The sequence below is a fragment of the Pleomorphomonas oryzae DSM 16300 genome, from assembly GCF_000422965.1.
Classification (GTDB): domain Bacteria; phylum Pseudomonadota; class Alphaproteobacteria; order Rhizobiales; family Pleomorphomonadaceae; genus Pleomorphomonas; species Pleomorphomonas oryzae.
Map to the genome: position 1 here is coordinate 25,999 of NZ_AUHB01000002.1, position 14,609 is coordinate 40,607.

Consider the following 14,609-nt stretch of genomic DNA (forward strand, 5'->3'; position numbering starts at 1 on the left):
CTCCGAACAGGCAAAGCGTGGTGTTCGGAGATCCGAACATTGGCGAAGCAATCAAATCAAAGAATAAGCATTTAAAACAGGTGTTTAGTTCGGCGTCATACGAGCTTTCGCCATGGCATATGGCTTGCTCAATCCGTTTTGCATCGGTCCGTCTAGGAGGAGGGACCGACCCCGAGGGTTCTCGGGCTGACAAAGCACAAGCGGAGGAACGCATGACCAAGATTGAGCTCATGACGAGGTTTGCCGTGGCGCCGGTATTCGCGCTGTCGCTGGCCTGGTCTGGCTACACCGCAGAGGCCGCCGACGCGGGCCATCTGCCTAACATTACGATCCTTGCCACCGGCGGCACCATTGCCGGAACCGGTGCCAATAGCACCACCACTGTCGGCTATACGGCCGCCAAGGTCGGGGTCGAGGCGCTGATCGACGCCGTGCCGGAAATCAAGAAGGTCGCCAACGTCAAGGGCGAGCAGATCTTCCAGATCGCCAGCGAGAGCATGACCAACGATCACTGGCTGAAGCTGGCCAAGCGCGTCAACACCCTGCTGGCCCAGCCCGATGTCGATGGCATCGTCATCACCCACGGCACCGATACGCTTGAGGAAACGGCCTATTTCCTGGATCTCACGGTGAAGTCGGAGAAGCCGGTGGTCATGGTCGGCGCCATGCGCCCGTCGACGGCGATCTCGGCCGATGGTCCCGTCAACATCTACAACGCTGTCGTGCTTGCCGGCTCCAAGGAGGCCGAGGGCAAGGGTGTCATGATCGCCATGAACGACGAGATCAGCGCAGCTCGCGATGTCACCAAGACCAACACCTCGCTGACCAGCACCTTCCGCACGCCGGAACTCGGCGTCATCGGCTACATGCAGAACAACGCGCCGCATTTCTATCGGGAGTCGCTGCGCAGGCACACTGCCAATGCCGAGTTCGACGTCAGTAATCTCGACAAGCTGCCGGCGGTCGACATCGTCTATGGCTACGCCAACATCAATCCGATTGCCCTCAATGCCTTCATAGGCGCCGGCGACAAGGGCATCGTCTATGCCGCCGTCGGTGACGGTAGCCTCGGCGCCGGCATCAAGCCCGACCTTATCGAAGCGCGCAAGAAGGGTGTCGTCGTGGTTCGCTCCTCGCGCGTCGGCAACGGCATCGTCGCCCGCAATGGTGAGGCCAACGATGACGAGTTGGACTTTGTGGTGTCGGATACGCTCAATCCGCAGAAGGCCCGCATCCTGCTGATGCTGGCGCTGACCAAGACCGACGACACCAAGGCGATTCAGACCATGTACTACGAGTATTGATCGGGACAGCGTTCGGGCGATGAGCGTCCGAACACCGGTGCGGTCGCGCCATGCCTAGTTGGGGCATGGTGCGACTTTGCAGGGCATGAAAAGCAAAGGGACCGGTCACGACAGACCGGTCCCTTTGCTTGTTTTGCTGCAATGACCTTCAGGCGGCGCTCAGTTGCTCCGCGAAGGTGCTGACTTCCCGATTGAGATCCTCGGCGCGGCGGGCGAGATCATGGGCTAGGTTGGTCAGTCGGCCGGCCGATGTGCCGGTCAGGTCGACCGCCGCTGCCACCTCGCCGATATTCTCCGTGACGGCACCGGCACCGACGGCGGCGCGCTGGCAGTTGACGGCGATCTCCCGGGTGGCGGCACCCTGCTCCTCGACGGCGGCCGAGATGCTCTGGGTGATTTCGCCTAGGGACCGGACGGTGCTGACGATGCGTGAGATCGCCTCGACCGAGGTTGAGGTCTGCGTCTGGATTTCGACGATCTTCTGCGAGATATCGGCGGTCGCCTTGGCGGTCTGGGAGGCGAGCTGCTTTACTTCCGACGCCACAACCGCGAAGCCGCGCCCAGCCTCGCCGGCTCGTGCCGCCTCGATGGTGGCATTGAGCGCCAGAAGATTGGTCTGTTCGGCGATCGCCGAAATCAGGCTGACGACGTCGCCAATCTTCTCGGCAGCCGACGACAGCGCGCTGATGCTCTGTTCGGATAGCGTTGCATCATCCACCGCTGCCGCCGCCACGTCGGCCGACTTGCGGACCTGTCCGGCGATTTCGCCGATGGAGGCGGCTAGTTCCTCGGTGGCCGAAGCAACGGTGTTGACGTTGAGAGACGCGTCCTCGGCGGCGGTGTTGACCACGTCCGTGCGATCGGCCGAATGGCGGGCATTGGTCGACAGGCCGTCGGCGGCCGTGTTTACCTCGCCCGACGAGGCAGTAAAGGCACTCGCCAGCGCCGTCATCCGGTCCGTGAATGCGGATACCAGCTCGATGCGGCGGCCGGCGGCACGGACCGCCTCGGCGCTCTGGTGTTCCCGGTCGAACCGCATGCGTTCGGCCTCGGTGAGACCGTCTCGGAAAACCGCGAAGCTCTTGGCCATGACGCCGATCTCATTTCGGAGACCGACATAGGGGATCTCGACGTCGAGCCGGCCGGCCTCGATGTCGCCAAGCACACCGGTGAGGCGCTTGAGTTGCCGGGCAATCGAGTGCGTGACGACATAGGCGAGCACGCCGGCAATGGCCAGGATCACGGCAATGATGGCAAGGCTGCTATACATGGCCCAGCTGAGGCCGCTGAGGCGGTTGCCAAGCAGGGTATCTACCTCGTCGGCCGTCTGGTGCCAAAGCGCCAGCGTCTCAGTTCGCAGGGCGCCCTTGGCCTCGGCGACGCCGACATTGAGATCCTTGGGGAACTTGCCGGTGGCCAGAACCAGCACGGCCGGCCTGAGCTTGTCGGCAAACGCGGCGGCCGTCTTGCTAAGATTGGCCGCCTTGGCCTTAAGATCGGCGGCTTTGGCATCGGTGACGTCGGCCAGGCCGATCTCGAAATCGTCGGTCAGGGCCGTGGCGCTTCTATCGATGTCATGCAGCGCGCTGACGATGTCGATGCGCTGCTGCGGTGTGATGAAGCCCTTGGTATGGTCGGCGAGACTGAAGAGATCGCCGAGGTTGCTCGATGCCATCAGGAGCGTCGGCATCTGGGACGTCACGGCATCGACCAGATAAGAGCTGGCCGCCTTCGGATCGAGCGTCAGCTCGGACGTGTTGCGCACCGCATCAAGCAGCTTCAGGCCGGTCACCTTGGCTTCGTTGCCGCGCCCCACTTCCGCCGCAGCGACGAAGTCCTTCGATAGCTTGTCGGTGCCATGCAGCCCGTCATAGGCCACCGTGCCCTCGGCATAGGTCTTGCGCACGTCGGCCACTGCTTGCGACATGGAGGCACCCGGTGCCCGCTCTTCGGTGAGCAGCGCTTCCCAGAGGGCGAAGCCGAGCCGGTAATGCTGCATGCCCTTTGTCTCGGCGGTCGTCTGCCGGGTCTGTTCCTGCGACTGCTGAAAGAAGATCGTTCCGAGAGTAAGAACCGGAATGATCATGACGCCACAGATCAGGGCAATGCGGGAAATGATGCGTAGACGATCGAACATGAGGCCTCCAGCCAAGCTTCCGATGCGCGGGTTCCTCCTCCCGGTACCGGTGCGAGAACGACGAAGCAGCGCGACCGGCGCCGCCGAACCGTCCGTTATGGCAAGTAGTGAGGCTGAACGATAATCCCTGTCGTTTAGTTAAGCGGAGGCCAATGTCTTTTCTGTTTTTGCAATTTCGTTCGATACAATTGGCTGAACAGCAAGTTCACGTCTGCCGCCGGAGGTAACACTCGCCTTCACCCCGGTTTACTACATGGTCTGCCGGCAGCTGGTAGTTCACTGTCCGTCGGTGGGCAAGCCAATACTCAGGCACAATCCGCGCCGCTTCGGTCTCCAGCCAGTTGGCAGTGTCCATGGCCTCGCCGGGAACGGGCCGGCGGATGACAAGTCTGTGATCGGCATCGGCTGACCCGCCCCGGAGGCAACTGTTCCAGGCCGTCAAACGTTATCTATTGGCGGGTTCCTCGACTGTCCCTTGCAATGCTATCAAGACCACGACTTGGGTCGTCCGGACTTATCCGCGGCGGCCCGGAGGGAAACGACATGACTGACCAGCATAAGCTTGTAACGATCAAGGGCGAGGGCGGTCTGAGAGCAATTCTCAGCCCGGTTGGGGCCAAGCTCGTGGCCCTCTTCGTTCCCACCAGGGACGGAGCCGAAGTCCAGGTGGTCATCGGTTCGTCTGCCCATCCCAATGACGAGGGCGCCGATGCCTCGGGGGGCGCCATCTGCGGCCGCGTCGCCAATCGCATTGCCGGTGGCGTGTTCGAACTCGACGGTCAACGGTTTGAGCTGCCGATCAACAAGGCGCCGAACACCCTGCATGGCGGGCCGATCGGCTTTTCGCGCCGCGAGTGGACGGTGGCACAAGTCGACGAGTCTCGTGTCGAGTTCAGATTGCTCTCGGCAAACGGCGACATGGGCTTTCCAGGAAATCTCGACGTGGTCGCCGCCTATGGATTCGATGGAGCCTCGCTCTACCTCGACATGACGGCCGAGACGGACCGGTCAACGCCGATCAATCTCACCAATCACGTTTATCTCAACCTGAGCGGAGCTGGTTCGGCTCTGGGCCATCAGGTCGAAATCCCGGCTTCCCGCTACACGCCATCGGATGAGATGCTCATTCCGACTGGTGAGATTGCCGATGTGACCGGAACGCGCTTCGATTTCCGGCGCCTCCGCACCATCGGCGAGGACTACGACATCAACTTCTGCCTGGATGCCGGCCGTGGTCCTCTCCACTTGGCGGCGCGTCTGGTTGAGCCGGAAACCAGGCGGACCATGACGCTGTCGACCACCGAACCCGGTGTTCAGCTCTATACGGCGACCCATTTCTCCGAGGCACTGATCTCGCCATTCTCGAAGGTCGTGAAAAACGGCGGCATCGCGCTCGAGCCGCAAACCTACCCCAATGCCATCAACGAGCCGGGCTTCCCGTCTTCGGTGCTGCGGCCCGGCGAACGTTATTCCCACCGCATGGAATGGGCCTTCTCGGGCTTCTGACCTTCGAAGAGATCACGAACGAGCCGGGGCTGATCATGTCCCGGCTGATCTCTGCTTCGCCGCAAGTCATGGCGTTGATCGGCATGGGTGCCAGTTACCTTGCCAGCAGCGACAATGAAACGTCGCCGCAGGTGGCCTGGTGTAAAAAATGACGGTTTGTGAGTGCGATGGCGGAGAAGGAGGGAATCTCGCCACAGCTGCCAAAAACCGCAGAAAACCGCCAATTCTGGGGTGCCAGACCTACGCTTTGTGTACCAAAGAAATGTACCGATAGTGGTCTTGTGTCAACCAGGTTTCTCGATGCAGCGAACAGCCAATTCTGCCTCGGCTCTATGGCGATTTGGGCCGCCCTCGTTACAGCGCAAGGGACAATGACTTCTGGAATGCTATTTAGGGCAGCAGTCTATTTGAGGCTATGTCGAATGGTCGCCTTACATGGCTCGCATTAATGTGGGTTCAACCGAGCAGAATGCGCCTTTGTCGTTTGAATAAGGTTGCATTTCCTTACATGCCGTACGGCGTTGAGCGTCGATTAATTACACTGCGGGTTGCGCTGAGATGTGTAGGAAACCAGGATATGGTATCCCTCATCATGTGGTGATTCTATTAGTTGGACAGACCCGATGTTCGGCCCGCGCATATTGGTTCGCACACTATCTAAATCGACGCGCGAGGATCGTTTTGGAAACCGTTGGCAGTATCTATCTAGAAGTGATCATCACTCCAAAGTCGCGTGTTGGGGCATTGTTTTCGACCTCTTGCTGGTTTGCCCCTTACTGCGTCAACATGTAGCGAACGGTAAAGTTTTCTTTGGTATTAATCATGAGATGCGTGATTTCGTGCAGGATCGGAAGAAGAACCTGGATTTAGTTTTGTGTACCAAATCCAGTTCTCACGCCAACAAGAGATCTATGTCTCTGTTCGATATGCTAAAAGGATATGAGATAGAGCTAGATATAATTGAGGAGGCGGCCTTTTCAGGTTTGCCGATGCTTTGCGAAGCACCGGTTGGCAGTGTCCTGATGGCGCTAGAGGCAAAAGCCTGCATGACAGCACATCAGAGGGCGCTTCCACGCCTTTACGACGAGCTCAACTCGTCACATCTCACCGTACATGGAGCGACTGACCAAGCGATTGCTGCAGGCTTTGTAATGGTCAATATGGCTTCTGAATATCTCAGCCCCGATCTTAACAAGAAGAACCGGGCAGCTGATCCAGAATGGAGCCGCCACAAACAGCCGCGCGATGCTACCTTGGCCGTCGATAAGGTGAAACAGCTGCCGCGTCGTTCGAAGCCTGGTGAAGTTGGATACGATGCACTTGCGATCGTAGTGGTTGACATGCGGAACGACGGGTCACACGCTCAGCTAGTAGAGACAGCGCCAGCCCCCCAAGCCGGTGATATATATATGTATGAGTCGATGATTGATCGTTTGGCTCTTACCTATACCACTCGGTTTAAGGATCTATAAGCTTCATAAAAAGATGCTGCGCACTCCTAGCAACAACGCTACGTCACTCTGCTGCGATGGAGCGCAAAGCGGTATTGAGACCGAGTTTGTTCTCGCCTTCCATTTTGGCAAGGTGCATTCGCAGCTGATCTAGGAAGAATGGCTCGAACCGAAGACTGCTTCTCTCAGTCCGAGAAAGGAAGCCCTTCGTAGCTCTGACGGACAATAGCTTTCCAGGAAACTTGAGGTATTCCGCAAGCCTTTTGCGGCTCTTCCAAACTGGGAAGGCCCCGATCTCCACCGCATGACGAGTCTTTCCGTCAAAACGCGCCGCACGCGGCCATCGATCGTGATTGTCTAGATGCCGATCGAGACCATTGTCGTAGAACCCTGGATTGGCGAGCTGCTGTCCTAGCCATTTCGAAACAGGGACAGTGACCGCGTTACCGACGAGCGACCACCGTAACGAGGCGCGTCCGACATCCTCGGCAGGTTTTGTCCAGTCCGCGTCGAATCCCTGCAGCCGTTCGGCGTCCCGGATATCGGGCGTAATGACTGTCCCGTCTGGGAGAAGGATAGCGGGAGGAGAAGCAATGCCGACTGTCGAACCGTTCTTAAGTGTCGGAATCGCATCGACGGCCCAGCCCAAACCCCGAATCCCCTCGGTCCAGTAGAATCCATAGGCCGTTGCTTCTGGGGTAGGGCTAGCTGCGGGAGGGCGAACATCGGTTTCGAAAAGAACGGTGGCCGGATCGACATCCGTGTTCGTCGCTAGAAAGATAACTCTTTCCCGCCGCTGAGGAAGGAAAGCGAGCGAGTTGACGACGCGATATGCCCACCGATATCCGCGCTCTTCAAACGCCTCAACGAGCGTACGTAGTCCTCGGCCGCGGTCAAGGTGGAGCATGAACGAGACATTTTCTAGTGCCACCCACGGGATTCGCTTCTCGTCGAGCAATCGGAATACATGCCCAACCAATCCTGATTTCTCTCCTGCGATACCGGCTGTGCGGCCTGCTTGACTCAAATCCTGGCAAGGGAAGCCGCCGACGAGAACCTCCGTATCACCCGGAAGGGAATGAAGGTCGGCGACGTCGGCTTCGCACGGTACGTCGGGATAGCGGGAGGCTAATACGGCACGTGCGGGCGACCATATCTCGCAAAAGAGCGTGGTCTCATGCCCAGCTGCGGCCAGTCCAGCCTCCAATCCACCGATACCTGCAAACAGGCCAACGACTTTCATTTTTGCCTTTCCTTCGCCTCATGCATACGAAGCGAGTCCATAACCACCGTACCGTGCCGGTGTCGGGGGTCAAGGACATGAACGTTCCTATCCTGTTCACAATTAGCTGTTTCCGTTGGGTTCCGCTGCGGGCCTTATAGCGAACACCCTGGCAAATATCGCTTGTGCAAGGGTCGCCGAGTTTTCTGTCTCGCATTCCCAAATGACCTCTACGCGCCATCCAAGCGCTTCGAGCTCACTCGTCACACGTTTGTCGCGAGCGATGTTTGCTTCGAACTTCGCATTCCAGAACTCGGCGTTTGATTTGGGGGTGGTCGCATGTTTGCACCCGAGGTGCCTATGCCAAAAGCATCCATGAACGAAGACTGCGAGACGTCGTCCCGGAAGAACCAAATCTGGTTTCCCTGGCAAATCCCTTCGGTGTAGGCGAAACCTCAGGCCCAGTGCATGTACTGCCTGCCGGACGCGCATTTCTGGAGCAGTATGGCGACATCGGACGCGGGACATCAGCCAAGAGCGCCTGTCAGATGAGAGCCGATCAACCATTGTTGTTCCTTCGGGGCCAAATGGTCTCGTTGCGGTGTAGGCGGCCTAATGATGTTGGAAATAACTGATGTGATACTGCTGCCTTCTGCTTGGTGTATGCGCGCATGTTGTCGAGGCTACGATGAATTTGAAGGTTAAAGGGCATCGTCGCCATCGTCGAACAATGCGAGGTGGGTTTGCTTTTCTGGCGTCTTTGCTACTGATCGCTGTGGGTTTCTCGCCCCAAGCTCGCCAGCTAATCCGCTGTAATGGCGAAGAGCCCATCGCGATCGGAAGCTATAAGCGAACCTTCGACGATTGTGGATCGGCTTCGAAGATGGCGTGCGTCGTTGATGGCGACACATTCTGGATCGATGATTTCAAGGTCCGGATATCCGACATTGACACGCCAGAGCTCAGCCCTCCCAGATGCGAATATGAACGACAGTTAGGCCTCAAAGCCAAAGCCAGGCTTCGTGAACTACTCAACTCTGGGAGGGTCACACTGGAGCATGTCGATCGTGATGAAGACCGATACGGTCGGAAGCTGCGAACAGTTCGGAACGAACAGGGCGAATCGATAGGGGCAATTCTTGTGAGCGAGGGTGTTGCAAGGCAATGGGATGGCGCTCGTCATCCCTGGTGCCCGTGACTCACGCCATCCCGCCTACAAAGCCGCTTAATTCGTTCTGACGAACAAACATAATTCGAACTGGACCGCCGCAACCTCGTGCCCAACACCTTTCGGTCGACTGCACTTCATCGATGTAGTCCTGCTCTCGGCCGGCTAGAGAAGCCCTAAAAAGGTAATGCACGTGACCGCACTTGATGCACGTGCATTCTAACTTCTGAGTGTCACTAAGATCTTGGACTTGGATCTGTGATTGCCAGCCACCTTTGTTCTTCGCCATCACCAAAAATCCTCTGACGTCGGAACGCGTGTGTAGGAGATTTTGCCGCCCACATTTCCGCCTTTGGGTGGCTTCCACGTACCGAGGCTCACAACGGTTCCAGAGTACTTGGTATTTAAGGCATCGACTGCTGCAGAAGCTGCTTCCCAGCGTCTGCGGTTGTCGTCGTCAGCCAGCAGAAGATCCATTTGCCGCTCGGTGGCAGGCGAAAGGTCTAGGAGCGTCACCCCGACCCTAAATATGGCGAGTCTCTCTGGATGTTCGTCATCGAATGCCCGCCAAAGCAACGCCAAGGCGGACAAAATGGCCTGATTGTCATTGACAACTGGGAGCGTCAACTGGCGGAACCAGGAGCCCTCGCGCAAAGCAAGCCAAAGCCACAAAGCCCCTGCGTAGTAATTTTCTCGTCGGAGCCTACGAGCGGCTTTGGTAAGCAAAAGACGACTGATGTCCTTGGCTCCAGCTCTGGATCTCGATTCTGGAGGCAAAACTCTGCCGTGGCCAAACATGCCGCGTTGAGAAGCAGGAGATTGGATGTCGTATCCATGCAGGGCATACCACATTCTCTCGCCCACAACCGAGCGCCATATTTTCCGCAGATGCTTTGGCTGGAGCCCATACAAATCCTCAGTTGAAAAAATTCCCATAGCCTTCAGCCGAGTAGCCAGCCGACTACCGACGCCGGGAATATCTTCAAGGCGGACTTTGAACAGCGGCCCTGGCATGTCCTCGGGGCGCCAAATTGCCAACCCGTCGCCATAGGTGCCCCTGCTTCTCTTACCTGCCTTGCAGGCCATTTTCGCCAACTGCCTATTAGCAGCGAAGCCGATTGTCGAGGTTATGACTGGCGTCACCTGATCCCGGATTGCCTTCTTGATGCGCCAAGCGAGGGCTTCTGGATTTTCTCGACCATCGATCCCAACCACGCATGTGAGCTCGTCTATCGACTTAGCTGTATCTATGGGAATCACCGTCTCGATCTCACTCAGGAGGGCGTTGTGCGCCCGCCGATATAAGTCTGGCTTTTGGGGCACCGTCACCAGGTCGCAGCATTGCGCGAACGCCTCGCGAACACTCATCAAGCTGGTGATGCCAGCATTTTTCGCTTCCCTCGAAACTGCAATGAGCATTGCTCGGTCACCGCCGCCCTCGTACGGCACGACCCCCACAGGGCGCCCACGAAGTTTGCGGTTCGCTGCCTGTTCGACACTTGCGAAAAATCCATCGAAATCCAAATACAACCTTTCGAGAGTATTGGGTTGCCTCATTTGGGACTCACATGCTTGAGTACATGTTCGCGTTATGTTCTCAAGTTGAAACGCCGTCAATCCTGACAAATGTTCGTCAGCTGTCGCCATGTGTCAGCAAGAGATGCGCTTTCCAAGCGACCCTCATGCGGCGCTCTGATGGAACCCGCAGGCTCTTCATTTTTCGAGAACTATCGACATCACTAGGTTCGAGACACCACTTCACTAGAGGAGATCACTAAGGATTAGTGATCTCTAGAAGCAAGCCGCAGATTGAATAGAGATTTCCATGTCGCAATGGGGTTTACAACGAAGGTAACTAAATTCGCTTTCCGTGGCTTCTGGGGGGTGTTTTTTTATTTTGTATGTCTTTCTCAGAGGCTCGCCAGTCAGCGTGCATCCGGAGCGCTGCACGAAGATCTGAGCGCGTCGATGGCGGCAACTCCGAAAAGCCATCGGCTCTGTCCAGCGCCCATAGTTCCTCGCCGAGGTTGGCATAGATACGACCGTCGAGAAGATGCCGCGCCCGTCGAAGGGCGTGTCGTCGATTTCTTAGTACTTGCCCAGTAACCCCTTGAGCCCGGAGCCAATCCGAGAATCCATCGTCAACCGCTGGGATAGTTTCTCCCCTATGCCTCGCCACGATCACGCGGCCAATAGCCTCAGCGAGCTGCGTCGGAACAGCATTCGCGATCATCTGATCTAGATCGCGCACCCTTCGGACAGGACTCCAATCCCAGCTATCGGGAAAGCCTTGCAATTGGGACGTCTGCTTTTGAGTCAGACTCGGCACCTTTTCTGCTGGAACGGGGTCCTTTGGCGATGGGGATGATAGGTATCCTGAGGTCGGCGCCTCTCTCGATGTTCTGATCAAAGCCGGCATAGGTTCGTCGATCGACCTCACGCCACGCCCCTTACCGTACGGCCGGACAAAAATATAGCGACTTACCGCGCCAGGCACGCGAGATGATGCTGCTCTTAGGGTGGAATCTGGCGCATCCGTGGTCTGCAACAAAGTACATTCGCCCTGTCGCCGATGAACATAAACCTGCTCGCCAATATCGTCGCCTAAGATGTCCCGGATCGTTGTCCGACGCGGTCGCCGTGCCGCCATGATTTCCGCCGATAGGAATCCATCAGCTTCATCGCGTCGCCCAATGACGATTAACCGCTTTCTAGTCTGCGCCACTCCATACCAAGAGGCGTCGACTACAGTTTCGGTCAGCCCATAGCCTGCCGTTTTCAGGATTGCGCGAGATCGTGCCCAAGTTGCCGATTTTTTTGCCGGCGCCACATTCTCCATCAGAACCCATTCAGGTCGCGTAATAGCAACCACCATGGCAAACGCCGTCATCAACTCGGCGCGCGCTCCCTCGATGCGCTGACCGGCGGTCGAGAAATCCTGGCATGGCGGCCCACCCATAACAATGTCGGGCCGCAGATCCATGACTATCGGAGCGATCTGAACGACATCCCGGATGTCTCCGAGCCGCACGTGATCGCCGACGTTCCGACGATAAACATCGACCGCCACATTCCAAGAGTCGATCGCGCCAACGACGTCCATTCCCGCTTTGCTAAGTCCGATGGACAAGCCCCCAGCTCCGCAGAAAAGATCGACCGCTCGCACCTACGCCCCCCGCAAACTCCATGTCGCAGAGGGGTTTCGTAACCGACGGACGTAACGAAAGAGTTCATGACGATAACGATCGTACCGCGGCCAGTTGACCGGAAGCCGCCCCATATGAACGAGGCTTTCCGCGGCTCAAGTTGGTCGTGGCGGTTATCTTTCCGGCAATCTAAAAGAAGACACTGCTGCCTTTGGCAAAGACAATAGGATTTATCGAAGCTAAGGGTTGAAAGGGACTAACAGTCAACAAAGCGAATTGATTTCGCCGCTTAATTCACCCCCAATCATCCTCTGGATCGACGATAAGCCAACAATAACGCCGTCGTCCGATGGGGGGCAAAATGCTCGAGGAAGTCAGCATTTCAAGAGTGGCGACTTATGGGGAAGGGCCACAGCGTCTTAATGGGCTTAGGCACATCAACTTTCTCTTTGGAACGAATGGATCGGGGAAGACGACTATCTCAAGGATCATCGCTGACCCGACTGCATATCCAAATTGCGCTGTGATCTGGCGCGGAGCTCGTCCACTTGAAGCGCTCGTTTACAACAGCGACTTCGTAGATAGGACCTTTACCCCACAACTGCGCGGCATATTCACCCTCGGAGAGGTTGAGAACGATACCCTTAAAAGGATCGAGGATGTCCGCGCGAAGGTAATAGAGATCGAAACCCAGATTGGTACGCTGAAAACAACTCTTGGAGCTGCGGATCACTCGACCGGCAAACGGGCCGAACTACGAGCACTTCGCGATGCGTTTGAAACCCAATGCTGGGAAATCAAGACCGCGCATGATGCTCATTTCTCTGAGGCGTTCACCGGCTTGCGTAACTCGCGCACGAGGTTTTGCGACAGAGTCCTCGAAGAGGCTGGGGGCAATCAGGCGGTCGTCTATTCGGTCGACGACCTGAAAATCCGTGCCCAAACAGTCTTCGCTGAGGGTGTCACTCGATTAGCGGCAGTATCGACGCTAGGTGGGCAGGACCTGCTCGATATAGAACAGGAGCCTGTGCTCGCTAAGAAGGTCGTCGGCAAGGAAGATATCGACATCGGTGCGCTCATTCGTCGGCTGGGCAACAGCGATTGGGTGCGCCAGGGAATCCGCTATGCCGAGGGGCCTGGTTCTCCATGTCCATTCTGCCAGAAGCCCCTTGATGAGGAATTGCTATCCAAGCTGAACGCCTTCTTCGACGAAGCATATCTAGCCGATGTGGTGGCGATCGCACGCTTGGAAGAAGCCTATCGCACTTTTGCTGACGCGATCCTCACTAAAGCCGAAGCGGCTCTTGCCTCCGGAAGCCCACATATCGACGTGGAGAAGCTGCGTCCCCTATGCGAGAGGCTACGCACGCTAATCCTCCTCAATAAGGGGCACCTTGAACGCAAGCGAAAGGAACCCAGCATACCGGTGACCCTAGAGCCTATGGCTGAGCCTCTAGGTGCCGTGGCTTCCGTCATTGAGCAGGCAAACCGAGAGATCGCTAGGCACAATGCCCTCGTCGATAACCTCGTCGCCGAGCGCAAGACGCTCGTCGCCGAGATTTGGAAATGCCTAACTGAAGAAAAGAAGGACTTGATCGCACAATATACGACTGCCAAGAGCAATCTCGACAGGGCCATCGCTGGGCTATCGATCGGCATCGAGGCCAAGGCCCAAGCCTTGATCGGAGCGCAATCAACACTGGCCGAGCTTGAGAGGCAGGTGACTAGCGTTCAGCCCACGGTGACTGAGATCAACGCAATCCTCGCGTCATTTGGGTTCAGTAGCTTTTGGCTGACGACCGCCGGCGACAAACAGCAATTCTATGCCATTGTTCGCGGCGACGGCAGCGATGCCCGGGAAACCCTCAGCGAGGGCGAGCGAAGTTTCATCACCTTTTTGTACTTCTATCACTTGATCCGCGGCAGCACGTCGGCAAGTGGGATGAATGTCGATCGTATCGTCGTCTTCGACGATCCAGTGTCAAGTCTCGACAGCGACGTGCTTTTCATTGTCAGCGCACTTATCAAGCGAGTTCTGGGTGAAGCGGTGGACGGCAAAGGGCGGGTGAAACAGGTTTTTGTCCTGACCCACAACATCTACTTCCATAAGGAAGTGTCATTCGATCCGAAACGACAGCAAGGTGAACGCCGCTCCCACGAAACGTTCTGGATCGTCCGGAAGACCGGAAACATCACGATCGTCGAAGGGCACCAAAAGAACCCAATCCGGACCTCATACGAATTGCTCTGGGCTGAGGTCCAGAATCCAGGTCGTTCAAACCTCACGATTCAAAACGTTCTGCGGAGGATTTTGGAGTACTACTTCACGATCCTCGGAAATATGGATAAGGACGCCGTCATCGCGAAGTTTGTGGGGCGTGACCAGCAGATCTGCGCATCGCTGTTCTCATGGATCAATGACGGATCGCATAACTTCGCGGACGATCTTTATGTCGCGGCCGACGAGACGACCGTTGGGCGCTATCTTGCGGTCTTCAAACAGATTTTCCAGACTACCAATCATGGCGCGCACTACGCGATGATGATGGGGCCAGAGGAAGCGCCTCCCCAAGATGATGCAGCCACGACCGCTGCGGAACTTGCGACGGAAGTTGTCCAAGCGCTGCCTGACATGGAGGGAGCGCTTGTCGCCTCCGAGAGCGCCTGATCGATTA

10 protein-coding genes are annotated in these 14,609 nt (G+C 57.1%); 5 read left to right on the top strand and 5 right to left on the bottom strand.

Features of this window, described 5'->3' with window-relative positions:
• Positions 1 to 212: 212 nt before the first annotated feature.
• Entirely contained in the window at positions 213 to 1,304 is a 1,092-nt protein-coding gene (locus tag G522_RS0103150) for a type II asparaginase (protein ID WP_156886803.1), read from the top strand.
• 148 nt (positions 1,305 to 1,452) lie between these two features.
• Here the strand turns inward: G522_RS0103150 and G522_RS28775 are convergent, their stop codons facing one another.
• Positions 1,453 to 3,441: a methyl-accepting chemotaxis protein gene (locus G522_RS28775; protein ID WP_051228235.1), complete on the bottom strand. Its 1,989-nt coding sequence runs from the start codon at positions 3,439 to 3,441 to the stop codon at positions 1,453 to 1,455.
• A 543-nt stretch (positions 3,442 to 3,984) separates the two neighbouring features.
• On the opposite strand from G522_RS28775, the gene G522_RS0103160 reads away from it, so the two are divergent.
• Together G522_RS0103160 and G522_RS0103170 are read left to right on the top strand one after the other, a co-directional pair.
• The gene (locus tag G522_RS0103160) at positions 3,985 to 4,947 is read left to right on the top strand and encodes an aldose epimerase family protein (protein ID WP_036837967.1); all 963 of its coding nucleotides are present in this window, start codon (positions 3,985 to 3,987) and stop codon (positions 4,945 to 4,947) included.
• A 623-nt stretch (positions 4,948 to 5,570) separates the two neighbouring features.
• Entirely contained in the window at positions 5,571 to 6,419 is an 849-nt protein-coding gene (locus tag G522_RS0103170; protein WP_026789801.1) for a hypothetical protein, read from the top strand.
• 43 nt (positions 6,420 to 6,462) lie between these two features.
• Here the strand turns inward: G522_RS0103170 and G522_RS25345 are convergent, their stop codons facing one another.
• Both G522_RS25345 and G522_RS29400 read right to left on the bottom strand, forming a co-directional pair.
• Entirely contained in the window at positions 6,463 to 7,641 is a 1,179-nt protein-coding gene (locus G522_RS25345; protein ID WP_036837969.1) for a DNA cytosine methyltransferase, read from the bottom strand.
• Positions 7,642 to 7,743: 102 nt separating this feature from the next.
• Positions 7,744 to 8,187 (bottom strand): very short patch repair endonuclease, encoded by a 444-nt coding sequence (locus G522_RS29400; RefSeq protein WP_084632686.1) that lies wholly within the window; start codon positions 8,185 to 8,187, stop codon positions 7,744 to 7,746.
• 316 nt (positions 8,188 to 8,503) lie between these two features.
• Between G522_RS29400 and G522_RS29405 the strand changes: the two genes are divergently transcribed.
• Positions 8,504 to 8,818: a thermonuclease family protein gene (locus G522_RS29405; RefSeq protein WP_425414043.1), complete on the top strand. Its 315-nt coding sequence runs from the start codon at positions 8,504 to 8,506 to the stop codon at positions 8,816 to 8,818.
• A 258-nt stretch (positions 8,819 to 9,076) separates the two neighbouring features.
• Here G522_RS29405 and G522_RS0103180 read toward each other — a convergent pair whose 3' ends face one another.
• Positions 9,077 to 10,345: a Y-family DNA polymerase gene (locus G522_RS0103180; protein ID WP_026789802.1), complete on the bottom strand. Its 1,269-nt coding sequence runs from the start codon at positions 10,343 to 10,345 to the stop codon at positions 9,077 to 9,079.
• A gap of 298 nt (positions 10,346 to 10,643) precedes the next feature.
• Positions 10,644 to 11,954 (bottom strand): DNA cytosine methyltransferase, encoded by a 1,311-nt coding sequence (locus G522_RS29415; protein WP_036837971.1) that lies wholly within the window; start codon positions 11,952 to 11,954, stop codon positions 10,644 to 10,646.
• A gap of 341 nt (positions 11,955 to 12,295) precedes the next feature.
• On the opposite strand from G522_RS29415, the gene G522_RS0103195 reads away from it, so the two are divergent.
• Complete coding sequence (locus G522_RS0103195; RefSeq protein WP_026789803.1) at positions 12,296 to 14,602, top strand: AAA family ATPase; 2,307 nt, start codon at positions 12,296 to 12,298, stop codon at positions 14,600 to 14,602.
• Positions 14,603 to 14,609 lie beyond the last annotated feature (7 nt).

What these genes read in the sequence shown, in the direction of transcription:
- G522_RS29405 (WP_425414043.1), top strand. Translation starts at nt 8,504, where the DNA reads ATGGCGTGCGTCGTTGATGGCGACACATTCTGGATCGATGATTTCAAG.
- G522_RS0103170 (WP_026789801.1), top strand. Translation starts at nt 5,571, where the DNA reads ATGTTCGGCCCGCGCATATTGGTTCGCACACTATCTAAATCGACGCGC.
- G522_RS0103180 (WP_026789802.1), bottom strand. Translation starts at nt 10,345, where the DNA reads ATGAGGCAACCCAATACTCTCGAAAGGTTGTATTTGGATTTCGATGGA.
- G522_RS29400 (WP_084632686.1), bottom strand. Translation starts at nt 8,187, where the DNA reads ATGGTTGATCGGCTCTCATCTGACAGGCGCTCTTGGCTGATGTCCCGC.
- G522_RS0103150 (WP_156886803.1), top strand. Translation starts at nt 213, where the DNA reads ATGACCAAGATTGAGCTCATGACGAGGTTTGCCGTGGCGCCGGTATTC.
- G522_RS0103195 (WP_026789803.1), top strand. Translation starts at nt 12,296, where the DNA reads ATGCTCGAGGAAGTCAGCATTTCAAGAGTGGCGACTTATGGGGAAGGG.
- G522_RS28775 (WP_051228235.1), bottom strand. Translation starts at nt 3,441, where the DNA reads ATGTTCGATCGTCTACGCATCATTTCCCGCATTGCCCTGATCTGTGGC.
- G522_RS25345 (WP_036837969.1), bottom strand. Translation starts at nt 7,641, where the DNA reads ATGAAAGTCGTTGGCCTGTTTGCAGGTATCGGTGGATTGGAGGCTGGA.
- G522_RS0103160 (WP_036837967.1), top strand. Translation starts at nt 3,985, where the DNA reads ATGACTGACCAGCATAAGCTTGTAACGATCAAGGGCGAGGGCGGTCTG.